Source organism: Streptomyces sp. NPDC002888 (assembly GCF_042888465.1).
In the GTDB taxonomy this organism is placed as follows: domain Bacteria; phylum Actinomycetota; class Actinomycetes; order Streptomycetales; family Streptomycetaceae; genus Streptomyces.
In genome coordinates this window covers 22,857-45,141 of sequence record NZ_JBIAPU010000032.1, presented here as the reverse complement: position 1 = coordinate 45,141, position 22,285 = coordinate 22,857, and the positions used below count along the sequence as shown (strand labels likewise).

Below are 22,285 nucleotides of genomic sequence, written 5' to 3'. Positions count from 1 at the left end.
GGCATCCGGTGCACGCCATGCAGTACGAGCTCACACTGCCCGCCGACTACGACACGGCGATCATCCGCGCGCGCGTGTCCCGCATCGGGCACCTGCTCGACGACTGGGAGGGGCTCGCCCTCAAGGCGTATCTGTTGCGTGAGCGCGGGGTGCACGGCTCGCCGGTCAACCAGTACGCGCCGTTCTACCTGTGGAACACCGTCGAGGGCATGAACACCTTCCTGTGGGGAGGCGCCTTCCAGGGGCTCAGCGACGACTTCGGGCGCCCCGCGGTGCAGCAGTGGACGGGCCTGGCCTACGCGGAGGGCGGCGCCGTCGGCTCCCCTGCCCGGGTCGCGGTACGGCGGCGGGAACGGGTGCCGGACGGGGTGACGCTGTCGGAGGTCATGGCGGACGCGGTGGAGGAGACCGGGCGGCTGGCGCGGGAGGACGGCGCGGTGCTCGCGGCGGCCGCCGTGGACAGCCGTGCGTGGGAGCTCGTCCACTTCTCGCTCTGGGAGCACGAAAGCCCCATGGCCGACGGTGACGTCTTCCAGGTCCTGCACCTGTCGGCTCCCGGTCTCGGCCGGCTGCCGCAGGGGCGCCAGTGGTGAGCGTCGTCCGTACGGTGCTCGGGGACGTGCCTCCCGAGCGGTTGGGGGTGTGCGACGCCCACGACCACCTGTTCCTGAGCAGCCCCCGACTGCCGGGGCAGGAGCTGCGGAGGGCGTCCGCGGCACGGGCGGAACTGGCCGCGTTCCGCGCGCAGGGCGGGGGCACGGTGGTGCAGTGGACCCCGTACGGGATGGGGCGGCGCGCCGCCGATCTGCCGCCGCTGTCCCGGGAGAGCGGGGTGCACGTCGTGGCGGCGACCGGACTGCACCAGCGCGTCCACTACGACGACGCGACGATCGCCGAGCTGCGCGGACGCCTTGCCGAGGTCTTCGTCTCCGAACTGACGGAGAGCATGGGCACGTCGGGGGTCCGCGCGGGGATGATCAAGGTCGCGGGCGGCTTCCACGCCCTCGACGCGCACACCCGCTGGACGATGACCGCTGCGGCCGAGGCCCACCGTGCGACGGGCGCGCCCATCGGTGTCCATCTGGAGCACGGCACCGGCGCACTCGACGTGCTCGACCTGCTGTGCGGGGAGTTGGGCGTGCCGCCGCACCGGGTGATCCTCGGCCACCTCAACCGCTCCCCCGACTCCACCGTGCACCGGCAGGCCGCCGACGCGGGCTGCTACCTCGCCTTCGACGGACCGTCGCGCGCCCACCACGCCACCGACTGGCGGATGCCGGACGCCGTACGAGCCCTCGTCGACGCCGGCTTCGGCGACCGGCTGCTCCTCGGCGGCGACACCACGACGGACGCGGGCCGCTCGGTCAACGGCGGTCCGGGCATGCCGTACCTGCTGCGCCGGGTGGTGCCACGGCTCGCACTCGCCGTCGGCGAGGAACTCGTGGCGCGCATCCTGACGGAGAACCCCGGCCGGGCGTTCGCCGTGGAGTGGCGGTGAGAGCGGCCGGGGCGTGGCCCGATCGCGTCGGTCTTCGTCCCGCCGGGGTGCTGTAGCACCCCACGCGTGCGGGGAGGATGAGCGGCGACGGACCCGAGGGTGAGGAGACGCGGAACGATGGCACTGGACATGCGCGACAAGTGCGAGCGCTGTACGACGGCGGCCCTGCCGCACGATGCGGCAGCCCTCATCTGCTCCTACGAGTGCACCTTCTGCGTGCCGTGCGGCGAGGCCATGCGGGGCGTGTGCCCCAACTGCGGCGGCGAGCTGGTCGCCAGGCCGCGGCGCGCGATCGGGGCATGACGGGGGCGGCGACGGGGACGGGTCACCCGGACTGGTCGCTGTCCTTCATCTCGCCCCAGCCGTGCCAGCGCTCCACCTCGATCCAGGCGCTGACGCGGGCGCGGGCCCGCTCCGGGTAGGGCTTGCGGGTGTAGTGCGTGGCGATGCGGTCGATGTCGACCAGGCCCTCGTCGTCGTACATGTCGACGACCCTGCCGATGAGGGTGACGTGCGTGTACCAGTCGTCCGTGTCGAGGACGGTAAGGGTCACGCGCGGGTCGCGGCGCAGGTGCCTGAGGCGTACCCGGCCCTCGTCGAGGCTGACCAGCACGCGGCCGTCCGCCCACACGTACCAGGTGGGGGTGGAGACGGGTGTGCCGTCCGAGCGCAGGGTGGCCATGACGGAGGGGTTGGGGCGGCGCAGCAGGGCCTCGGCCTCGGGGAGCAGGGGCGGCTTGGACATGGGTGGCTCCTCCTGGTCCGTGCGGTGCGACGGGTGGTGCGCGTGCCCCGTCAGGCGCTCGCCTGCCCCGAGCGGTGCGAACCAGTCCACCCTGACCTCCCGTACCAGGGGGACCGAGGGCCGCGATGACCCCTCTGAGTCACAGCGGTCAGCTCTCTTTACTTGACCGAACGTTCTCGATTGATCTAGCGTCACGGCATGGCCAGGAGCAAGGAGTTCGACCCGGACGCCGTGTTGCAGTCGGCACTTGAGCTGTTCTGGCGGCGGGGCTACGAGGCGACGTCGATGGCGGACCTCGTCGCACATCTCGGGATCGGGCGCGCCAGCATCTACGCCACGTACGGCAACAAGCGCGACCTGTACCTCAAGGCGCTGGACCGGTACGGGGAGGGGCAGAACCCGCAGCTCGTACGCGAGTTGTCCCAGCCGGGGCCCGCACTGCCGGCCGTACGCGCGCTGGTGCGGCGGTTCGCCGCGGAGGCCTCCGACGATGCGTGCCGCACCAGCGGCTGCTTCGTCACCAACACGGCTGCCGAGCTGGCCCCGCACGATCCGGCGGCGGCTCGCCGGGTGGAGCTGGGCTGGGAGCACCTGGAGACGCTGCTGCACTCGACGCTCGTGCGAGCACAGGGGCAGGGCGAGTTGCCGGCCGAGCGGGATCCGCGGGCCCTGGCGCGGATGCTGCTGGTGCTGATGCAGGGGTTGCGCGTGGTCGGCAAGGCCTCGTCGGATCCGGCGCGGGTGCGGGACGCGGCGGAGCAGGCTCTGCAGATACTGAACTGATCGTTCTTGAAAGGAACTGCATGTTGAAGCACCGCTTCTCCGGCCGCTCCGCCCTCGTCACCGGTGGCGGGTCGGGCATCGGACGGGCCGTCGCCCTCTCGTTGGCCGCGGAGGGGGCCCGGGTCGTAGTCGCCGGGCGGACCCGGGAGCCGCTCGACGAGACCGTCGCCCTGGTGGAGCAGGCCGGCGGCACCGCAGTCGCCCGTGTGGCCGACGTGGCGCGCGCCGCCGACGTGGAGGGGCTCGTGCGGGCAGTGGTCGACGAGTTCGGCGCGCTGGACGTGGCGGTCAACAACGCGGGCGTGTTCCGGGGCGGGCGGGCCTTCGCCGAGCTCTCCGAGGAGGAGTGGCAGACCCTGGTCGACACCAACATCACCGGCGTCTTCCTCGCCCTGCGATCCGAGGTACGGCAGATGCGCGCACAGCCGGGCGGTGGGGCGATCGTCAACGTGTCGTCCAACCTGGGCCCGCACCGGCAGGCGCACGGCACCACCGCGTACGCCGCGACCAAGGCAGCCGTCTCCTCCCTCACCCGTGGGGCGGCGCTCGAACACATCGGGGACGGGGTCCGCATCAACGCCGTGAGCCCCGGTCCGTCCGACACCGCGATGTCGCTGCGTCCGGGCGAAGCAGCCGCGGACCGCGCCGCGCGGATGAAGGAGCAGTCGCCACTGGGGCGGGTGTCGTCGACGGAGGAGGTGGCGCAGGCCGTGCTGTATCTGGCGTCGGACGCGGCCGCCTCCGTCGTGGGCGCCGACCTGGTCATCGACGGCGGGGCCACGCTGTAGGCAGCGGCGGTTCTCAGCCCCCGGCCAACGCGGCGAGCGGATCGTCGAGCACCGGCTGCCAGGCCAACTCCGCCGCTCCGGCCAGGCTGTTGTGGTCGAGAGTGCAGGCCAGGATGGGGACGCCGCCGCTCTGCCCCCACAGGCTGCGGTCGGCGACGACCGCGCGCAGGCGCTCGGGGTCGGTGTCGAGGAGGGTGCGGTGCAGGCCGCCGAGGATGATCCGGTCGGGGTTGAGGATGTTCACCAGGCCGGCGAGCCCGAGGCCCAGGCGGTCGATGAGGGTCTCGGCGGCGGTGCGGACGGCGGGGTCGTCGTACTCGTGGCGGAGCAGGTCCATGGCCTGTTGGAGAAGAGACACCTCGGGTCCCGGCTCCCGGCCGGCCGCCGTGAGGAGGGCCAGCGGGTCGGCCTCGACATCGAGGCAGCCGCGGCTGCCGCAGTGGCAGGGGCGGCCTTTGGGGTTGACGGTGAGGTGGCCGACTTCGAGGGCGAGCCCCGAACTGCCCGTGTGCAGACGCCCGTCGAGCACCAGCGCGCCGCCGACCCCGCGGTGCCCGGTGGCCACGCACAGCAGGTCGCGGGCACCGCGCCCCGCACCGTGCCGGTGTTCGGCGAGCGCGGCGAGGTTGACGTCGTTGGCGGCGAAGGCGGGCCCGGTGATCCCCGCCGCGCGGACCCGCTCGGCGAAGATCTCCCGCACGGGTGCCCCGGCCGGCCAGGCCAGGTGCAGCGGGTTGAGCGCCAGGCCCTCCGGTTCGGCGACCGCGGACGGTACGGCGAGCCCGGCGCCGACGCAGCGACGTCCCGTCTCCCGCAGCAACTCGGCGCCCGCGTCGACGACGGAGCCGAGCACCTTCGCCGGGTCGGCGTCGACGGTCTCGCAGCCTGGGGCGGTCGCGACGATCCGGCCGCCGAGCCCGACCAGCGCGGCCCGGAAGCCGTCGGCGTGCACCTGGGCGGCCAGGGCGACGGGACCGTCCTCGGCGAGGGAGAGCCGGTGCGAGGGCCGGCCCTGCGAACCGGCGGCGGCGCCGGGCCGCGCGTCGACGCGGATCAGCCCGAGCGCCTCCAGTTCCGCGGCGACCGCGCCCGCCGTGGCCCGGGTGACGCCGAGTTCGGCGGTCAGTACGGCCCGGGTGGGCGCCCGACCGGTGTGCACGAGCTCCAGCGCGGGCCCGAGCACTGCGCGCCCCCGGTCCAACCGCGTCCTCGAGGTGGTCTCTTCCCCCGCCGCGCGGGGGTCCGCCTTGCCGCTCATGAGGGGGAGTCTCCCATGATCCGTTCCTCAGGGGGCGTCGGGAAAGCCGCTGACCCGCAGGGTGATGTTGAGCCGCCCGGCCAGGCCGAGCCCGGGCGGTGCCGTACCGGCGTGCACGCGCGGCACCCCGTGGTACGCGAGCCGCGACGGGCCGCCGAACACGAACAGGTCGCCGCTGCGCAGCTCGACGTCCGTGTACGGCCGGGTCCGGGTCTCGGTGTTGCCGAAGCGGAAGACGCAGGTGTCGCCGAGGCTCAGGGAGACCACGGGGGCGTCGGACTTCTCGTCGCTGTCGCGGTGCATGCCCATACGCGCGTCACCGTCGTAGAAGTTGATCAGCGCGATGTCGTACGCCGCCGCCCCGGCCGCCCGCGGTCCGAGCGCGTCGGTGACCGCGCGGCGACCCAGCTCGCCGAGCCAGGCGGGGAAGAGCTTCACCGGGGCACGGTCGCCGTCGACGACCGTGCGGGCGTAGGCGTACGGGTACCAGTGCCGGCCAGGACACTCGGGATTGTCCCGCACGGCGCGACCGCAGTTCGGGCACTTCCGTACGGGAGCCCAGTGCCATCCCAAACAGACCTGGCGGGCGGTCATCGTGCCGCCGCCGGGTGTGCGGACCGTGCGCAGGCCGGCCGGGGGGCGGGCCCATGTGCGGCAGGCCGTCAGCAGCTCCGTCTGGTGTTCGGCGTCCAGCCAGTCCGGTATGTGCACCGCGCCCGGGGCGACCTCCGTCCGCTGCCTGGGGAACAGCTCGGGGTCGAAGGTGTCCATGGCCTCCATCTTCCCTCACCGGTCCTGAGCTGCGGCTCGGTTAGCCTTGACGCACGATGGACGACCGTATGACGACGCCGTGGGGCGAGCTCGCCCTGATCCGCTTCCCCGAGGACCCCCGCGACAGGCTGCGTGCCTGGGACGCCTCCGACGAATACCTCCTCAGGCACCTCGCGGAGCACGAGGTCCCGCTGTCCGGCACGGTCGTGGTCGTCGGGGACCGCTGGGGCGCGCTGGTCACGGCGCTCGCGGCGCACCGCCCGACGCAGATCACCGACTCCTTCCTCACCCAGGAGGCGACCCGGGCGAACCTCGCACGCAACGGCGTCGAGCCCGGTTCGGTCCGTCTGCTCACCGCCCAGGACCCGCCGCCCGAGCGGGTGGACGTGCTGCTGGTGCGGGTGCCGAAGAGTCTGGCCCTGCTGGAGGACCAGCTGCTGCGGCTGGCGCCCGCGGTGCACGCGGGCACGGTCGTCGTCGGCGCCGGCATGGTGAAGGAGATCCACTCCTCGACGCTGGCGTTGTTCGAGCGTGTCCTCGGTCCGACCCGTACGTCGCTCGCCGAGAAGAAGGCCCGGCTGATCTTCTGCACCCCGGACACCTCGTCGGTGGGGGCCGCCAACCCCTGGCCGTACAGCTACGCGCTTCCCGACGACGTCGGCCTCGTCTCCGGACGGACCGTCGTCAACCACGCGGGTGTGTTCTGCGCCGACCGGCTCGACATCGGCACGCGATTCTTCCTGCGGCACCTGCCCGGGACGCGGGGGCCGCGGCGGGTGGTGGACCTGGGGTGCGGCAACGGGATCGTGGGGACGGCGGTGGCGCTGGCCAATCCCGAGGCCGAGGTGCTGTTCACGGACGAGTCGTTCCAGGCCGTGGCGTCGGCGGAGGCGACGTACAAGGCGAACGGGGTGCCCGGGCACGCCGAGTTCCGGGTCGGGGACGGGCTCGCCGGAGTACCGGCCGGGAGCGTGGACGTCGTGCTCAACAACCCTCCGTTCCATTCGCACCAGGCGACGACGGACACGACGGCGTGGCGGATGTTCACCGGGGCCCGGCGGGCGCTGCGGCCGGGTGGGGAGCTGTGGGTGGTGGGCAACCGGCACCTGGGCTACCACGTCAAGCTGCGGAAGCTGTTCGGCAACAGCCAACTGGTGGCGAGCGACCCGAAGTTCGTCGTGCTCAAGGCCGTCAAGCGGACGTGAGCGCGGGGCCTGCCGGAGTCACCGCAGCGCCCGGATGACCCCCGCCACCGTCGCCGCCATCGCCTCCCGGCCCACGGTGAGGTACTTGCGCGGGTCCACCGCCTCGGGATACGCGTCCAGGAACTCCCGCACGGCGCCCGTGAGGGCGAGGTTGAGGGCGGTGCCGACGTTGACCTTGGTGATGCCGCCCGCGACGGCGGCGGCCAGCTCGGCGTCCGGGAGACCGGAGGAACCGTGCAGGACGAGGGGCACGTCGAGCGCGGCGGAGAGGCGCTGGAGGAGGGCGTGGTCCAGGGAGGCGGTGCGGGTCGTCATGGCGTGCACGCTGCCTACGGCCACGGCGAGGGCGTCGACCCCGGAGTCCGCGACGAAGGTTCGGGCCGCTGCCGGGTTGGTGCGGGCCCCCGGGGCGTGCGGGTCGGGCGGCGGCTCGCCGTTCTTGCCGCCGACCTCCCCCAACTCCGCCTCGATCCACAGCCCTTGACCGTGCGCCCAGTCGGCGGCGGCCTGTGTGGCGGCGAGGTTCTCGGCGTACGGAAGACGGGACGCGTCGTACATCACGGAGCCGAAGCCGGCGTCCGCTGCCTGGTGCAGCAGGGTGTCGCTCTGCACGTGGTCCAGGTGCAACGCCACGGGGACGGCGGCCTGTTCGGCGGCGGCCACGGCGGCGCGGGCGAGCGGCAGCAGACGTCCGTGGCGGAACTTGACGGCGTTCTCGCTGACTTGGAGCACGACGGGCGTGTCCACGGACTCCGCGCCGGCGATCACGGCCTCGACGTGTTCCAGGGTGACGACGTTGAAGGCGGCGACGGCGGAGCGGGCTGCGGCGGCGCGGGTGACGAGCTCGCCGGTGGTCGTGAGGGGCACGGCCGGTCCTTCCTCGGGGTCGGGGTGCGAGGGTCCCTCGGGGGTCAGGGGGCGAGGATCACCGAGCGGGTGAGGTGGCGCGGCCGGTCCGGGTCCAGTCCGCGAGCCGCGGCGACCGCCACGGCCAGCCGCTGGGCCCGCACCAGATCGGCGAGCGGGTCGAGGGCGCGTCCGGCCGCCCCTGCCGCTCCGCTGTCCTCCCCCACCCACAACGCGCCGGTTTCCCAGACCTGTTGGGCGAGTCCTTCGGGTGCCGCGCCGAACATCCAGGTGGCCGTTCCGCCGGTGGTGACGCTGATCGGGCCGTGCCGGTACTCCATCGCCGGATAGGACTCGGCCCAGGACTGGGACGCCTCGCGTGTCTTCAGCGCGGCCTCGTGGGCGAGCCCCACGGTCCAGCCGCGCCCCAGGAAGGTGAACTGCGCGCAGTCCACGAGCCCTTGGGGCAGTTCCGCGCGCAGTGCCGTGCGGGCATCGGTGACGACGTCTTCGGTGTGCAGTCCCAGGTGGGCGCGGAGCAGGGTGAGCGCGGTGGTGGCGAACCTGGTCTGGACGACGGAGCGTTCGTCCGCGTAGTCGAGGACGACGACGTCGTCGGCGGCCGTCATCACAGGGGTGTGCGGGTCGGCGGTGAGGGCGGTCGTGCGGGTTCGGCCCTTCAGACGGGCGAGCAGGTCGAGGACCTCGGTGGTGGTGCCGGAGCGGGTGAGGGCGACGACTCGGTCGTAGGTCCGGCCGTGGGGGTACTCGGAGGCGGCGAAGGCGTCCGTCTCCCCCTGGCCCGCCTGCTCGCGCAGGGCGGCGACGGACTGCGCCATGAAGTACGAGGTGCCGCAGCCGACGACCGCGACCCGCTCCCCCGGCCTGGGCAGCGCAACGCCGTGCTCGGTCGCCTGCGCGGCGGCACGGGTCCAGCACTCGGGCTGGCTGTTCAGCTCGTCCTCGACATGACTCACGCCGACACCCCTCCCGGTCTGACTTTTCCTGCAAGATACAGCGCGTTTTCGAGCACAATCAAGCATTACGACAGGGAAAGGGTGCGCTAAGGTCGCCGGGAGATCGGTGAACGGAGGGTGCGGATGTCGCGCGACGCCCGCTGGAAGGCGCTGCTGGAACTGCTCGTCGAGCGCGGCCGCCTGGACGTCGAGGAAGCGGCGACCGAGCTGGGGGTGTCGGCCGCGACGATCCGGCGTGACTTCGACCAGCTCGCCGAGCAGCAGATGCTCGTGCGTACGCGGGGTGGCGCGGTGGTGCACGGGGTGTCGTACGAGCTGCCGCTGCGGTACAAGACGGCCCGCCGCGCCTCCGAGAAGCAGCGCATCGCCAAGGCGGTGGCGGATCTGATCGCGCCCGGGGAGGCGGTCGGGCTGACCGGCGGCACGACCACGACCGAGGTGGCACGTGCCCTGGCCGTGCGCGGGGACCTCACGGCGGGATCGCCCGCGCTGACGGTCGTCACGAACGCGCTCAACATCGCCAACGAGCTGGCCGTGCGGCCCCAGTTCAAGATCGTGGTGACCGGCGGGGTCGCGCGGGCGCAGTCGTACGAGCTCGTCGGGCCGCTCGCGGACGGTGTGCTGGGGCAGATCACGCTCGACGTGGCGGTGCTCGGGGTGGTCTCCTTCGACGTCACGCACGGTGCCGCCGCCCATGACGAGGCGGAGGCCGCGATCAACCGGCTGCTGTGCGAGCGCGCCGAGCGGGTGGTCGTCGCCGCGGACTCCAGCAAGCTGGGCCGGCGGGCGTTCGCCCGGATCTGCGCGGCGGAGTCCGTGGACACGCTGGTCACGGACACGGCGGCCGGTGCGGAGACGGTGGGGCGGTTCGAGGAGGCGGGGGTTCGGGTCGTGACGGTCTGAGGCCGCTCCACCTCCACGTCTGAGGGCACTCCACCCCCACGTCTGAGGGCACTCCACCCCCACGTCTGAGACCGCTCCACCCTCACGGTCCGCGGGCGCTCCACCCTCACGGTCCGCGGGCGCTCCACCCCACCATCTGAGAGCACCCGCACCCCCTCCGCCTCTCCGCGCCCAGGCCCTCCCGGCCCATTCCACCTAAGCTGGAAACCGCGATGCGCGGGCCGGCCCAGGGAGGCTGCGATGACCGAGACGTCCGGGGGCGGTCGCTATCTGCGGATCTCCGAGCACGGGCTGATCGGTGATCTGCGCAGCGTCGCCCTGGTGGGCACCGACGGCACGATCGACTGGTACTGCTGCCCGTCCTTCGACGCCCCGAGCGTCTTCGGGGCGATCCTGGACGCGGAGCGCGGCGGCTGTTTCGAGCTGGCGGCGGTGGGGGCGGCGCGGACCAAGCAGTTCTACTTCCCCGACACGAACGTCCTGATCACCCGCTTCTTCACCGAGGACGGGGTCGGCGAGGTGCAGGACTTCATGCCGGTGGGCGGCGGTCCGGCGGAGGCCGAGCGGCATCGGCTGATCCGGCGTGTGGTGTGCGTGCGCGGTTCGATCCCGTTCCGGGCCCGGGTGGCGCCGCGGTTCGGCTACGGCGCCCGGGAGCACACGCTGCGCTTCGTCGGCGACGTGGCGGTCTTCGACTCGGGCGAGCTGTCGCTGGGACTCACCGCGACCGTGCCGCTGGAGGCCGAAGGGCCGGACGTGCGGGCTGAGTTCAAACTGGCCGAGGGCGAGTCGACGGTGTTCGCACTGGACCAGGTCGGCGGCGAGGTGTCCCCGCGCCGGTGTGCTCGCACGGAGGCGGACGAGCAGTTCTCCGCCACGGTGGCGTACTGGCGGCGCTGGCTGTCCGCCTCCAAGTACCGTGGCCGCTGGCGGGAGATGGTGCACCGCTCCGCGCTGACGCTGAAGCTGCTCACCTACGCTCCGACCGGCGCGATCGTGGCCGCGCCCACGACGAGCCTGCCCGAGCTGTTCGGCGGCGGCCGCAACTGGGACTACCGGTACGTGTGGGTGCGTGACGCCGCCTTCTGTGTGTACGCCCTGCTGCGGCTGGGCTTCACCGGCGAGGCCGAGGCGTTCATGAGTTTCGTGACCCGGCACATCAGCCCGGGCGACGGCAAGTCCTCCGGCCCCCTCCAGATCATGTACGGCATCGACGGCCGCACCGATCTGCCCGAGTACGAACTCGCCCACCTGGAGGGGCACTTCGGGTCGGCACCGGTGCGGGTCGGCAACGCGGCGGCCGATCAGCTCCAGTTGGACATCTACGGGGCGCTCATCGACTCCATCTACCTCTACGACAAGTGGGCGCAGCCGATCTCCAGCGAACAGTGGGACGACGTGTGCGCGCTGGTCGACTGGGTGTGCGGGCACTGGGACCAGCCCGACGAGGGCATCTGGGAGACCCGGGGCGGGCGCAGGAACTTCCTGTACTCGCGGTTGATGTGCTGGGTGGCGATCGAGCGGGCCATCCGGATGGCGAACCGGCGCGGCCTGCCCGCCGACCTGCTGCGCTGGCGGGAGTGCCGGGACAGGATCTACCGGCGGATCATGAGCCGGGGCTGGTCCGAGCGGCGCGGGGCCTTCGTGCAGCACGAGGACGGCGACGTGCTCGACGCCGCCGTGCTGATGATGCCGCTCAGCAAGTTCATCGCGCCCACCGACCCCAAGTGGCTGTCCACCCTGGACGCGCTCACGAAGGACCTGGTGTCCGACTCGCTGGTCTACCGCTACGACCCGATGGCGAGTCCGGACGGGTTGCGCGGCGACGAGGGGACGTTCTCCATCTGCTCGTTCTGGTTCGTCGAGGCCCTCGTGCACGCCGGCCGGGTGGACGAGGCACGCCTGGCCTTCGAGAAGATGCTCACCTATGCCAACCATCTCGGCCTGTACGCCGAGGAGATCAGCCACACCGGTGAGCAGCAGGGCAACTTCCCGCAGGCCTTCACCCACCTCGCCCTCATCAGCGCCGCGTTCAACCTGGACCGGGCGCTGGGCTGAGGGAGCCTCTGGCGCGCCCCAGCAGGGTGATCGCCTTCGAGGACGAGGCTCACGTGGAGTGGCCGGGCTGCCGCGCGGGGACCTGGCTGCGTACGGGTGCCCGTCGCCTCGTCAGCGGCTGCTCCCCCGCCTACGGCCCGAAATGCACGTGGGAGGCCCAGGTCAGAGGCTTGAGCGGGTCCCGTCCGCGGGCCTCGCGAGCCGCCGTGTGCAGGGCCCGCGCCGCCCGGGACGCGTCGATGCGGCCTGTCTCGTCGGCGAGCTCCGCGTACATCTCGTCGGTGATGCGGCGGGTGCTCTCGTCCCCCACGGGCCACAGCGTGGAGACCACGTGCCGGAAGTCGCACAGCAGCAGGGCCCCCGCGAGGTGGATCGCCTCGTTCGGCAGGTCCGTCCCGCCGACGGCCGTCTGGCAGGCGGACAGCACCGCCAGTTCCGGTGTGCCCAGGCGAAGACGGGCGAGGTCGGTCACCGTCAGCGGCCCGTCCTGGAGGTACAGCGCGCCCCGGCTGGGGTCGGCGAGGTCCTGGCCGGCGTGGCAGGCGAAGTGGACGCAGCTGTGCGCGTCCAGCAGCTCCCGCACCCGCTCGGTCGTGGCGGCCCCGTCGAGCAGCGCGGTGTGCCGCTCCGGGAAGCGCCGCCGCAGCGACTCCGCCTCCCGCCGGGCCCCTGGCAGCGGAGCGAGGTGCTGCGCGTACGGCGGCCGGTCCTCGAGAGCAAGGATCAACAGCCGTCGCACCCGGTCGGACGCCGCCACCGGCCGCTGGGCCCGGCCCAGTCCGCGCAGGGTGGGCATGTACGACGACACCACGCGCTCCACGACGGCGTCGTACGCCCGCTCGTCGTCGGGGTCGTGATAGCCGGCGGCATGCAGTGGGAGCAGCGCCAGCGGCCCCGTGGCACACCACCACATGCGCCGCCCCCGCCAGGTACGCGCGAGCGGAGAGTCGAGCACCGGGGCGGCGACCTCGTCCCACAGCCACTCCAGCGTGTCCAGCACGGCCTGCTGGGTGAGACCGACCGCCGCTCCCGGCTCGTTCAGCCGCTCCAGAGCCGCCAGGTAGAGCTCCGTGCGGTCCTGTGCCTGCTCCGCCGTGAGGCCGGGCAGCGGGAGCAGCCGTACCTCACCGGGCGTCACCACCAGCGCGTCGCAGCGGTAGCGGCTGACGTTGACGAGGATCATCGGGCCCCCGGCCGTCGCCATGGAGAGGTCTGGGAACGGCGGCGCCTTGAGGAAGTGGGCGAAGCCGGGGAGGCGCCGGATCTCACCGAGCACGGTCTCCCACTCGCGCGTCAGCCGGCGCTGCCGTTCCGCGGTGTCCCCACGTGCCGTGGGGCTTTCGGAGACCTCGCTCAGCGCGGCCTGGAGGTCCTCGAACCGGGCCGCCTTCTCGGGGTGGGCCCCGCGCAGTTCTGTGAGGTCTGCGCGGATGTCCAGGGCTTGGCCCCACAGGACGGAGCGGCCCTGGTCGAGCATTTCGACCGCCTGTTCCAGTCGGCCGCAGGAGATCGCACAGGCGGCGGCGTCGGTGGCCAGGTTCGCGTGCCGGGCCAGCAGGCGTTCACGGTCGGTGCGGGGCAGTCCGCGCCAGGTGGTGAGCGGGAGCAGCGCGACGGCCGCGGCGAAGCCGTCTGCTGCCTCCGCCCAGGTCCCGAGCCCTTCGGCCGCCCGCTCGGCGGCGAACGCGCCCCAGGAGGCGGCGGCGTCCAGGCGGTCGACCGGGGGTGAGGTGTGTGCGTCCGCCGCCTCGCGGAACAGGGCGAGGCTGCGTGCGGCGTCGTCCGGGTCGGAGATGGCGCTGCCGCACGCACTGCGGTCGCGCAACATGCTTGCCAGTGTGCGCAGGACGTGAGCGCTCCGCGGTGAGGAGTCGTGCAGTGTGGGGGCCGCGGTCAGTACCAGATCGATCGCCTCGTCGAGGTCCACCGAGTTGCCGCGCAGTCCGTGACGGTCCCACAGAGCGAGTGCGACATTCATCAGGAGGATGGTGTCCGGCGTGCCTCGCGGCATCAGGCGGACCGCCTCCCGCCCCAGGGCGATGGCCTCTTCGAGGTCTTCGGCACTGTCGACGGCCAGGTACCGGGTGCGCAGCCGGTTGCAGAGGGCGGACAACGCGGACCGGCGCCGTTCGGCGGACCTCGCCTGAGCCCCCGTGGGGTTCGGCCCCAACTCCAGTACCCGGCGCCCGAGTTCGATGGCCTGGTCCAGGTCCGCCAGGTCGCCGGTGTGCCGGTGACGCACCAGCAGAACGAGCCCCAGCATCTGAAGCCGGGAGTCCAGTGCGACCGTACGGTCGGCGGGCGTCGCCTCGACGGCGCGGCGTGCGGACGCGACCGCCTCCTCGAGGTCACCGTTCGAGCCGTCGCGCTCGAACCGTCGTAGGTGGGCACCGGCCAGGGCGGACAGTTCCTTGCCGCGGTCGCCGCCCGGTTCCAGGCCGTACGCGGCCTCACGGAGATGCTCGACGGCGGCGTCGATGTCCTGGCGTTCCCCGTAGTACTCGAAGCGGAACAGCAGGCCCAGTCCGAGGACCGCGGAGATCGTCGGCCGGTGCGGATGTGTCGCCGGCATTCCGGTGAGGACGCGTCGGCCGGTGTCCACGCAGGCTTCGAGGGCCGACACGTCGCCGGTCTTCTCGAACCTCTCGCCGAGCGCGCCGATGAAGCTCTTGTACTGGAGGACGACCGCGCCCTGGTCCTGAGCCACGCCGGCCTGCTCCGGGGGCACCGCGGGCCGGTCGGAGGAGGCCGGGACGAACCGCGACTCGGCCAGGAGGGGGGCGACGGTGTCCTCGTACCGGGTGCGGCTCTCCCGTAGCCCCTTCATCACGGTGTCCAGCAGTTCGTTCGCATACGCCTGCCCGTCGTCCTCGGGCGGGAGGCGGTGCCGGGCCGTCACCAGGCACACGCGGGCCTCATCGAGGTCGCGTACGGCACCGGTGTGCTGCCGGCGCAGGAGGAGGGCGGTGGCGAGGTTCAGCGCGCTCGTTCCGCGCTCCTCCTGCGTCTGCCCGTCCACCGCCTGGGCCAGCCGCAGCGCTTCGACTGCGTCGTCCACGTCGGCCAGGGAGCCCGTCCGCCCGAACCGCTCCGAGAGTCGTACGCCCAGGTGGTTCAGGGTCTCCCGACGATGCCGTGGCGAGGGGAACGGACGCGACAGCAACGCGCGCCACTGGCCGATCGCGGTGTCGAGGTCCGCCGAGTTGCCGGTGCCTTCGTACCGTGCGTCGGCGATCATGGCCAGCACGGTACGGAAGTGCGACTGGCTGCCGTCTGCGGCGGGGCACAGCCGTACCGCTCGACGGGCCAGCTTCTCGGCCTCGTGGAGATCCGCGGGGTCGTTGCCGCCGGAGCGGTAGCGGTGCACCAGCGCCTCTCCCACGAAAGCGCCGTAACGGGCCCGGTCGGGGAAGTCCTGGGGCAGCTCGTGCAGGGCCGTACACATGAGTTCGATCCCCCGGTCGCGGGCGAGCGCGTCATCGTCGGCCTCCGCCCGCGCCAGCAGCGACCACGCCTCCTCGGCACGGCTGCGCGGCGTGGAAGGATCGGGGTGCGGCAGGTCCGCCGTCGGTACCGCGCGGCCGGAGGCCCGTTCCGCCTCCAGGGCCCGCACCTGCGACGCCATCGACACCGCCGACGGGGAGCGCCGGTCGGCGCCCAGGGTCGCGGCCTCCTTGGCCACCCGGAGTGATTCGTCCAAGTCCTCCTGGGCGTGCCCCTGCACGTACCGCTTGTACAGAGCCGCCGCAAGGCTCCGAAGCTGCTCCCGCTCCAGGCCTTTGGTGCTCCGGGCGTCCGAGACCGCACCCCGTAGGACATCCACGGCCTCCCAGAGGTCCCTCCTCGCCTGCGTGTGGCGGAACCGGCTCACCAACGCCCCGCCCAACGCGAACCGCACGCCGAGATGCTGGGCATGGTCGCTCGTCGCGACGGCAAGGAACTTGCGGCACATCTCGACGGCGGCCCTGGCGTCGTCGACCGTGTTCTGCCGAGCCACCTTCTTGGTCAGGGTCAGGACGAGCAGATGCAGGGCGCCCAGACGATGGGGGGCGCCGATGGTGGACAACCTCAGGGCTTCCCGCCCCCACCGCTCGGCCCGGTCGAGGTCACCGGCGTCGGCCGACACATCGAAGCGCTCCAGCCAGTACACCGCGAGAACCAGGCAGTACGAGCAGCGATCGGGGTGGTCCGGCGGCAGCTCGGAGACAGCGCGTTCCAGGACGACCAGGAACGAGAACGGATCCTCGCCCTCTTTCTGCTCAGCCTGCACCAAAGAGTTGGCGAACTTGGCGCGCGCCGCGGGATCCGCACCGAACTCGACCGCGAGTTCCCACAGTTGACCGTCGACCGCATCCGGTTTGATGCCGTACAACAGGCCCAGCGCCATGGCGACATGCGGGGCCTCCGGCAAGGCGATGCCCTTCTTCAGCCCCATGTCCGCACGGGCCAGCCAGAGACAACCGACCAGCCGCAGAGCCCTCTCCCGCGCAGGGGACCGAGGCGGATCACCGCTGACCTGCGCCAGCAACTTTCCTGCGTCCCCGACCAGTTGAGGTCGAGACACAGCGGCGGCCCGACCCGTCCGCAGGTATGTGCCGACGCTCCTCTCGATCCGCCGCTCAGGGCTCCCCCACCCCCACCACCGCATACCGCGCCCAGCCTCTTCGTTGTCGTCACCCGTCCCGCCTGTGGCACCCTAGCGGCCGACGAGCACTCAGCGACACGACCGTCCACCAGAGAGTGACCGGACACCACCCGCCGGAGGGACCATGGCAGCCGACGAACCGACCACCGAGGCAGAGGCGTTGGCGCTGTGGTGCGCCCGGCTGCCGGGTTTGCGCGAGCAGGCGCGGGCGACCGGTGTCGGTGAGCGCCTCGACCGTGACGCGGCCCGGGTGCGCGAGGGCGGTTCCGCGCAGCGTGCCGTGCGCAAGTGGCTCCAGGACGGGGAGCCGGAGGCCACCCGTACCTGGTCGGGGCGGGACCTGCTCGGCATGGTCGGCTTTCCGGGCGCCGCACGGACACCGACGGTCGGAGCGGGTCGGTACGCGTGCCCGCTGGACCGGTGCGCGCGCACGTGCGGACGGGACGCGCAGGGCCATGTGCCGGTGTGCCACGCCTTCGGTACGGCGATGCAGCCGAACGCGTGACGTGTGATGGTGACGGGCATCCTCGCCGAGATCGGCAAGCACGTCAGCAGCCGCTGGTTCACCACCGTGCTCCTGCCGGGCCTGCTGCTGGTCGCGTCGACGGCGGTCGGCGCCCGGCTGGGGCACGGACAGGCGCTCGACGTCGGCGAGTTGACGGGGTGGGTCGAGGAGACGCTGCGGGGCTGGCGTCAGCGCCCGGCCGACGCGGTCGTGGACGTCGGGCTGGCGCTGCTCGCGGCGGGCGTGGCGGGCACGGTCGCCGGTGCGCTGGGCCGGGGGATCGAGCGGGTGTGGCTGCGCGCGGGGGCGTCCGACGGCGGGCGTCGGCGCAGGCGGGCGCTGAGCGCGGCGGAGCGGGACGGCGTCACCGTCGTACCGGCGTACCTGCCGCAGCGGCCGACGTGGATGAGCGACCGGGTACGGCTCGTCGAGGCGCGTACGCGGGCTCAGTACTGGTTCGACGCGGCGGCGGCCTGGCCGCGCCTGTGGCTGCTGCTCGGGGACGAGGCACGCCGGCCGGTCGTGGCCGTGCGGGCCGCGTTCGCGGAGTCGGTGACGCTCGCCGGCTGGGGGTGCCTCTATCTGCTGTCCGGCGTCCTGTGGTGGCCCGCGCTCGTCGTCGGAGCCTGCGTCTTCGTGACCGGGTGGCGGCGGGCGCGCGGGAGCCTGGAGGAGCTCGCGACGCTCATCGAGGCGGTGATCGACGTCCACCACCGGTCACTCGCCGAGGCGCTGGGTGTTCCCCTCGGCGCGGAGGGGGTAACCGAGGCGGAGGGCAGGAGGATCGACGACATGCTCCGCAAGGGCGGGGAATGACTGACCCCGTGATCGGTGCAACCTTTGGGTCGCTCGGACTGTCCCATCTGACAACAGACCCGCACACATCGGGGGGACATCATGATCCGAAGCAGAACCGCGTGGGCCGCCGCCGCCCTCATGACCGCGACGCTGGCCGTGGCTGCGGTACCGGCCGAGGCCGCTCCGGCCACCGCCACGAAGGCCGCCACCACCTGCCCGACCGGCTGGGGCAGCATCGACAAGACGCACACCGCCTCCACGGCCAAGCCGCTGAGGAACATCAGGACCGGCAGCCACGACTGCTACGACCGGATGGTCTTCGACGTCCCCGGCGCGGGCACCGGCGAACTCGGGTACTCCGTCGGGTACGTCGACCACCTGTACCAGGACGGGTCGGGTCGCCTGATTCCGGTCAGCGGCGGGGCCATCATCGAGGTGCGGGTGCACGCACCGGCGTACGACCCCGAGACCGGAAAGCCCACGTACCCCGGAGTGTCCGGCCGCGCTCTCCCCGGTGTGAACCTCACCGGCTACCGCACCTTCAAGGACGCCAAGTACGCGGGCAGCTTCGAGGGCGACACGCAGATCGGCATCGGCGTCCGCGCCCGGCTGCCGTTCCGGGTGCTCGTGCTGACCGACCACATCGTGGTGGACGTCGCCCACACCTGGTAGCCCACACCTGGTAATCCACACCTGGTAGCCGACGCCTGGTGGCACACCCGGTAGCCGACCCCGGCAGCGGTACCGACCGGCGTACGTCACGCCGTCTCCCGCACGTCCTCCCTTCCCGTGCGGGCGGCGGCGTGACGTACGCCGACACCCGTGAGCGCCAGTGCCAGTGGCCCCGGAGCCAGGAAGGCGAGCGGCAGCAGCGTCCAGGCGCACACCGCGGCCGTGGCCACCGCCAGCAGCACCAGCGCGCTGCCGCCCGGGTCCCGTACGGCGTCCCGGGCGGCCTCGCGGACCGCCGCCCGCCAGTCGGTGAGGGACTCGGGGCGCGCACACGCCCTGAGGCCCACCACTGCGGCGCCCAAGCCGATCCCGCCGGCCACCACGGCGAACAACGGTGCCCCCGGGAGTCCCGCCCCCGCCAGCGCCAGATCCGCCGCGCACAGCAGCGCACCCACGAGGGCGACGGCCCCGGCGACCAGGTCACCGGCCCGCAGCCGTCGACGTAGCACCGCGAAGTAGCGTCCCGCGGTGGCCGGTTGCCCCTCCCCTGCACCTCGTAGGACCGCGCAGGCGCTGGACAGCGCGGCCGGTGCGGTCAGGAGCGGCAGGCAGCTGACCGCCGTGGCCAGGCCCACGCTCAGGACGTCGGCGAAGAGGGTCATCCGGGGGCCGAAGACCTCCCCCTGCTCGCGTGTGCGCACGCCGCTCACCCCTTGAGTCCGGAGCTGGCCATGCCCTCGACCAGGAACCGCTGGAAGGCGAGGAAGAACAGCACGATCGGCAGCAGCGCGATCACCGACATCGCGAACATCGGGCCGAACGCCGACTGGCTGGAGGCGTCCACGAAGGACCGCAGGGCGAGGGTGAGCGTGAACTTGTCCGGGTCGAAGAGGTAGATGAGCTGGGTGAAGAAGTCGTTCCAGGTCCAGATGAACGTGAAGATCGCCGTGGTGATCAGCGCGGGCCGGGTGAGCGGCAGCACGACCCGGAAGAAGCTGCGGAAGGGGCCGCAGCCGTCGATGCGGGCCGCCTCCTCCAGTTCGCGGGGCAGCCCCCGCATGAACTGCACGATGAGGAAGACGAAGAAGGCTTCCGTGGCGAGGAACTTCGGCAGGATCAGCGGCCAGTAGGTGTTCACCAGGCCGAGCTGGTTGAAGATGATGTACTGCGGGATCAGCACGGCGTGGTGCGGCAGCATGATCGTCGCGATCATGAAGGCGAACAGCGGTCCGCGCATGCGGAACCGCAGCCGGGCGAAGGCGTAGGCGGCGAGCGAGCAGCTGATGACGTTGCCGAGGACCGCGCCGCCCGCGATCAGCAGCGAGTTGGACAGCAGCCGCCATATGGAGACGTCGTTGACGCCCTCGAAGGCGGTCTTGTAGTTCGACCACTCCAGGTGGCTGGGCAGCAGGTTCAGACTCGCGATCACCTCGTCGGCGGGCTTCAGCGAGGTGGCGAGCAGCCAGGCCAGCGGGTAGAGCATGACCAGCAGGGCGGCCAGGCAGCCGAGGTGCAGGGCGATCCGGCCCCAGCGAACGGGCTTGCGGGACGTGGCGGTCGATACGGTGGTCATCGGGCTCCCCCCTCGGTTTCGGACGCGTAGAAGACCCAGGAGCGCGACGTGCGGAACAGCACCGCCGTGACGACGCCGATGACGAGCAGCAGCACCCAGGCCATGGCGGAGGCGTAGCCCATGTGGGAGGCGACGAAGCCGCGGTCGTAGAGGTACATCGTGTAGACGAGGGTCGAGTCGGCTGGGCCGCCCTTGCCGGCGCTGACCGCGAAGGCGGGTGTGAAGACCTGGAACGCCTGGATGGTCTGGAGGACCAGGTTGAAGAAGAGCACCGGGGACAGCATCGGCACGGTGACGGACAGGAACTGCCGCCACTTTCCGGCTCCGTCGACGGCGGCCGCCTCGTAGAGCTCGGTGGGGATCTGCTGGAGGCCGGCGAGGAAGATGACCATGGGCGCGCCGAACTGCCACACCGTCAGCAGGGCCACGGCGAGCAGCGCCCAGCCGGGCTTGTTGACCCAGCCGCCGGTGCCGAGCAGGTTGTCGACCGTGCCGCCGTCGTTGAAGACGGCCCGCCACACGAGGGCGATCGACATGGAGGCGCCGAGCAGCGAGGGCGCGTAGAAGGCGGAGCGGTAGAAGCCCCTGCCGCGCTTCATGGACTTCAGGGCGAGTGCGACGACAAGCGCGAGGGCCAGTTGCAGGGGGACGGCGACGACGACGTACGTCAGGGTCGTGACGACCGACCGCCAGTAGCGAGGGTCCTCGGTGAACATCTGGACGTAGTTGCGCAGGCCCACCCAGCGGGGCGGGTTGAAGAGGTCGTAGTCGGTGAACGACAGGTACAGCGACACGGCCATCGGCAGGAGCGTGAGGACGCTCGCGCCGAGCACCCACGGGGAGAGGAACACCCAGGCGGCGCCCTCGCGTTCGCGCTTGGAGCGGCGCTTCGGGGTGGTGGCGGGCCGGGGCGGGTGTGCGGTGGGTGCGGGGACGTCGGTGGTGGTCATGACCTCAGCTCCGCCTTCGCCTCGGTGACGTAGTTCTCGGCCGCCTCGCGGGGCGACATGCGTTCGTAGGAGACCTGGTCGTAGTCGCGCTGGAAGGTGGTCTGCAGAGCGTTGTCGCCCGAGGGCGGGGCCTGCGGCGGGTCCTTCAGGGTGCCTTCCAGGGAGGCCTGGAAGTCGGCGACGGTCTTGTCGAAGTCCTTGAGCTGCGGCGCGGTCTCCTCGCGGATGGTCTCGTTGACGGGGATGCCGCGGGTGGCGCCGAGGATCTTCGCCGCCTCCCGGTCGTTGAGCAGGAAGTCGACGAGTTCGGCGGCCTCCTTCGGGTGGCCGGTGTTGGCGGAGACGCCGAGGAACATCGACGGCTTGAAGTACTGGCCCGGTGTGCCGTCCTCGCCGGACGGCATCGGCGCGAGCGCCACCCCGCCCTTGACGATCGCGAGGTAACCGCTGGACGGGGCGTCCCAGTTGGCGTCGGCGGTCGCCTTGCCGCGCCCCAGCGGGGTGTTCTCGACCGATCCGTCGAGCTGGGTGGTCTGCTCGGCCGGGGACACCGCGCCCTCGCGGCGGAGCCGGTCGGCGAAAGTCCACCAGCGGGTGAGGTCGTCGGCGGTGAAGCCGAGCCCACCGTCCTTCGTGTAGAGGGACTTGCCCCGGCCGCGCAGCCACACCTCGAAGGCGTCCTCGCTCTGGCCGGGGTCGGTGGCCCCCGGTTTGCCGGTCTTCTTCGCCAGCGCGCGCATCGCGTCCGCCCAGTCGCCCCAGGTCCAGCCCTTGCTGGGGAGCGGTACGCCGGACGCCTTCCACGCCTGGACGTCGTAGACGACGGTCTCGGTGCCGCGGCCCTGCGGGACGGCGTACTGGGTGCCGTCCACGCGTCCGGTGGCGAGCAGGCCGGGATCGATCTCTGAAGTGCGCAGTACGTCCTTCTGCTTCGCCAGGTCAAGGAGGACGTCGCCGGAGGCGTACTGGTCGATCTGGCGGTAGTCGAGCTGCATCACGTCGGGTGCGTCGCCGCCGGCGGCCTGGGTGGCGAGCTTCTGCTTGTAGGCGTCGTAGCCGGAGAACGACGTCTGGACCGTGATGTTCGGGTGCTGTTTCTCGAACAGGGCGACGGCCTGCTCGGTGCGCTCCGCACGGTCGGGGTTGCCCCACCACGTGTAGCGCAGCACGACCTTGCCGCCGCCGACCGATTCCCCGGATCCCCCGCAGCCGGCCAGCACCGCGCAGAGCGCGAGTGTCAGAGCCGACGCGCAGAACCCCTTTGTCCTGTGTCCGGGCATGCCGAGGTCACCTCATCCTTTCCTCGGACT

21 protein-coding genes are annotated in these 22,285 nt (G+C 72.3%); 11 read left to right on the top strand and 10 right to left on the bottom strand.

Going from position 1 to position 22,285, the window contains the following annotated elements:
• Positions 1 to 8: 8 nt before the first annotated feature.
• From ACFYWX_RS38325 to ACFYWX_RS38315, 3 genes are all read left to right on the top strand, one after another.
• Positions 9 to 593, top strand: a complete 585-nt coding sequence (locus ACFYWX_RS38325) for a DUF4865 family protein (protein WP_389429583.1) — start codon at positions 9 to 11, stop codon at positions 591 to 593.
• Entirely contained in the window at positions 590 to 1,498 is a 909-nt protein-coding gene (locus ACFYWX_RS38320) for a phosphotriesterase (RefSeq protein ID WP_389429582.1), read from the top strand. Before ACFYWX_RS38325 ends, ACFYWX_RS38320 begins: the two co-directional genes overlap by 4 nt.
• Before the next feature lie 117 nt (positions 1,499 to 1,615).
• Positions 1,616 to 1,801: a DUF1272 domain-containing protein gene (locus ACFYWX_RS38315; protein WP_389429581.1), complete on the top strand. Its 186-nt coding sequence runs from the start codon at positions 1,616 to 1,618 to the stop codon at positions 1,799 to 1,801.
• A gap of 22 nt (positions 1,802 to 1,823) precedes the next feature.
• Here ACFYWX_RS38315 and ACFYWX_RS38310 read toward each other — a convergent pair whose 3' ends face one another.
• Positions 1,824 to 2,243, bottom strand: a complete 420-nt coding sequence (locus ACFYWX_RS38310; RefSeq protein WP_389429580.1) for a PPOX class F420-dependent oxidoreductase — start codon at positions 2,241 to 2,243, stop codon at positions 1,824 to 1,826.
• A gap of 198 nt (positions 2,244 to 2,441) precedes the next feature.
• Between ACFYWX_RS38310 and ACFYWX_RS38305 the strand changes: the two genes are divergently transcribed.
• On the top strand, positions 2,442 to 3,026 hold the full coding sequence (locus ACFYWX_RS38305) for a TetR/AcrR family transcriptional regulator (RefSeq protein WP_389429579.1): 585 nt from the start codon (positions 2,442 to 2,444) through the stop codon (positions 3,024 to 3,026).
• A 20-nt stretch (positions 3,027 to 3,046) separates the two neighbouring features.
• The gene (locus ACFYWX_RS38300; RefSeq protein ID WP_389429577.1) at positions 3,047 to 3,814 is read left to right on the top strand and encodes an SDR family NAD(P)-dependent oxidoreductase; all 768 of its coding nucleotides are present in this window, start codon (positions 3,047 to 3,049) and stop codon (positions 3,812 to 3,814) included.
• Between the two features lie 13 nt (positions 3,815 to 3,827).
• On the opposite strand, the gene ACFYWX_RS38295 is transcribed toward ACFYWX_RS38300, so the two are convergent.
• Together ACFYWX_RS38295 and ACFYWX_RS38290 are read right to left on the bottom strand one after the other, a co-directional pair.
• The gene (locus ACFYWX_RS38295; RefSeq protein ID WP_389429575.1) at positions 3,828 to 5,072 is read right to left on the bottom strand and encodes an ROK family protein; all 1,245 of its coding nucleotides are present in this window, start codon (positions 5,070 to 5,072) and stop codon (positions 3,828 to 3,830) included.
• A gap of 27 nt (positions 5,073 to 5,099) precedes the next feature.
• Positions 5,100 to 5,843: an alpha-ketoglutarate-dependent dioxygenase AlkB family protein gene (locus tag ACFYWX_RS38290; protein ID WP_389429574.1), complete on the bottom strand. Its 744-nt coding sequence runs from the start codon at positions 5,841 to 5,843 to the stop codon at positions 5,100 to 5,102.
• A 68-nt stretch (positions 5,844 to 5,911) separates the two neighbouring features.
• On the opposite strand from ACFYWX_RS38290, the gene ACFYWX_RS38285 reads away from it, so the two are divergent.
• Positions 5,912 to 7,048 (top strand): methyltransferase, encoded by a 1,137-nt coding sequence (locus tag ACFYWX_RS38285; protein WP_389429573.1) that lies wholly within the window; start codon positions 5,912 to 5,914, stop codon positions 7,046 to 7,048.
• An 18-nt stretch (positions 7,049 to 7,066) separates the two neighbouring features.
• Here the strand turns inward: ACFYWX_RS38285 and ACFYWX_RS38280 are convergent, their stop codons facing one another.
• Both ACFYWX_RS38280 and ACFYWX_RS38275 read right to left on the bottom strand, forming a co-directional pair.
• Positions 7,067 to 7,915 carry a ketose-bisphosphate aldolase gene (locus tag ACFYWX_RS38280; RefSeq protein ID WP_389429572.1) on the bottom strand — a complete coding sequence of 283 codons (849 nt, stop codon included), beginning with the start codon at positions 7,913 to 7,915 and terminating at the stop codon, positions 7,067 to 7,069.
• Between the two features lie 44 nt (positions 7,916 to 7,959).
• On the bottom strand, positions 7,960 to 8,871 hold the full coding sequence (locus tag ACFYWX_RS38275) for an SIS domain-containing protein (RefSeq protein WP_389429571.1): 912 nt from the start codon (positions 8,869 to 8,871) through the stop codon (positions 7,960 to 7,962).
• A gap of 123 nt (positions 8,872 to 8,994) precedes the next feature.
• Here ACFYWX_RS38275 and ACFYWX_RS38270 point away from each other — a divergent pair, with 123 nt between their 5' ends.
• Together ACFYWX_RS38270 and ACFYWX_RS38265 are read left to right on the top strand one after the other, a co-directional pair.
• Entirely contained in the window at positions 8,995 to 9,774 is a 780-nt protein-coding gene (locus ACFYWX_RS38270; protein WP_389429570.1) for a DeoR/GlpR family DNA-binding transcription regulator, read from the top strand.
• Between the two features lie 240 nt (positions 9,775 to 10,014).
• Entirely contained in the window at positions 10,015 to 11,832 is a 1,818-nt protein-coding gene (locus tag ACFYWX_RS38265; RefSeq protein WP_389429568.1) for a glycoside hydrolase family 15 protein, read from the top strand.
• Between the two features lie 130 nt (positions 11,833 to 11,962).
• Here ACFYWX_RS38265 and ACFYWX_RS38260 read toward each other — a convergent pair whose 3' ends face one another.
• Complete coding sequence (locus tag ACFYWX_RS38260; protein WP_389429567.1) at positions 11,963 to 16,267, bottom strand: CHAT domain-containing protein; 4,305 nt, start codon at positions 16,265 to 16,267, stop codon at positions 11,963 to 11,965.
• Between the two features lie 334 nt (positions 16,268 to 16,601).
• Between ACFYWX_RS38260 and ACFYWX_RS38255 the strand changes: the two genes are divergently transcribed.
• The 3 genes from ACFYWX_RS38255 (at position 16,602) to ACFYWX_RS38245 (ending at position 18,452) form a co-directional block, all read left to right on the top strand.
• Positions 16,602 to 16,982, top strand: coding sequence for a hypothetical protein (locus ACFYWX_RS38255; protein WP_389429565.1), 381 nt, complete (start codon positions 16,602 to 16,604; stop codon positions 16,980 to 16,982).
• A 6-nt stretch (positions 16,983 to 16,988) separates the two neighbouring features.
• Positions 16,989 to 17,798: a hypothetical protein gene (locus ACFYWX_RS38250; RefSeq protein ID WP_389429564.1), complete on the top strand. Its 810-nt coding sequence runs from the start codon at positions 16,989 to 16,991 to the stop codon at positions 17,796 to 17,798.
• A gap of 81 nt (positions 17,799 to 17,879) precedes the next feature.
• Complete coding sequence (locus ACFYWX_RS38245; protein WP_389429563.1) at positions 17,880 to 18,452, top strand: hypothetical protein; 573 nt, start codon at positions 17,880 to 17,882, stop codon at positions 18,450 to 18,452.
• 86 nt (positions 18,453 to 18,538) lie between these two features.
• On the opposite strand, the gene ACFYWX_RS38240 is transcribed toward ACFYWX_RS38245, so the two are convergent.
• Genes ACFYWX_RS38240 through ACFYWX_RS38225 form a run of 4 tightly spaced genes read right to left on the bottom strand, consistent with a single transcriptional unit; the run spans position 18,539 to position 22,255 of the window.
• Positions 18,539 to 19,162, bottom strand: a complete 624-nt coding sequence (locus ACFYWX_RS38240) for a hypothetical protein (RefSeq protein ID WP_389429562.1) — start codon at positions 19,160 to 19,162, stop codon at positions 18,539 to 18,541.
• Positions 19,159 to 20,025 (bottom strand): carbohydrate ABC transporter permease, encoded by an 867-nt coding sequence (locus ACFYWX_RS38235; protein ID WP_389429560.1) that lies wholly within the window; start codon positions 20,023 to 20,025, stop codon positions 19,159 to 19,161. The genes ACFYWX_RS38240 and ACFYWX_RS38235 overlap by 4 nt, the downstream gene beginning before the upstream one ends.
• The gene (locus tag ACFYWX_RS38230) at positions 20,022 to 20,975 is read right to left on the bottom strand and encodes a carbohydrate ABC transporter permease (protein ID WP_389429559.1); all 954 of its coding nucleotides are present in this window, start codon (positions 20,973 to 20,975) and stop codon (positions 20,022 to 20,024) included. Before ACFYWX_RS38230 ends, ACFYWX_RS38235 begins: the two co-directional genes overlap by 4 nt.
• Entirely contained in the window at positions 20,972 to 22,255 is a 1,284-nt protein-coding gene (locus ACFYWX_RS38225) for an ABC transporter substrate-binding protein (RefSeq protein WP_389429558.1), read from the bottom strand. Before ACFYWX_RS38225 ends, ACFYWX_RS38230 begins: the two co-directional genes overlap by 4 nt.
• Positions 22,256 to 22,285 lie beyond the last annotated feature (30 nt).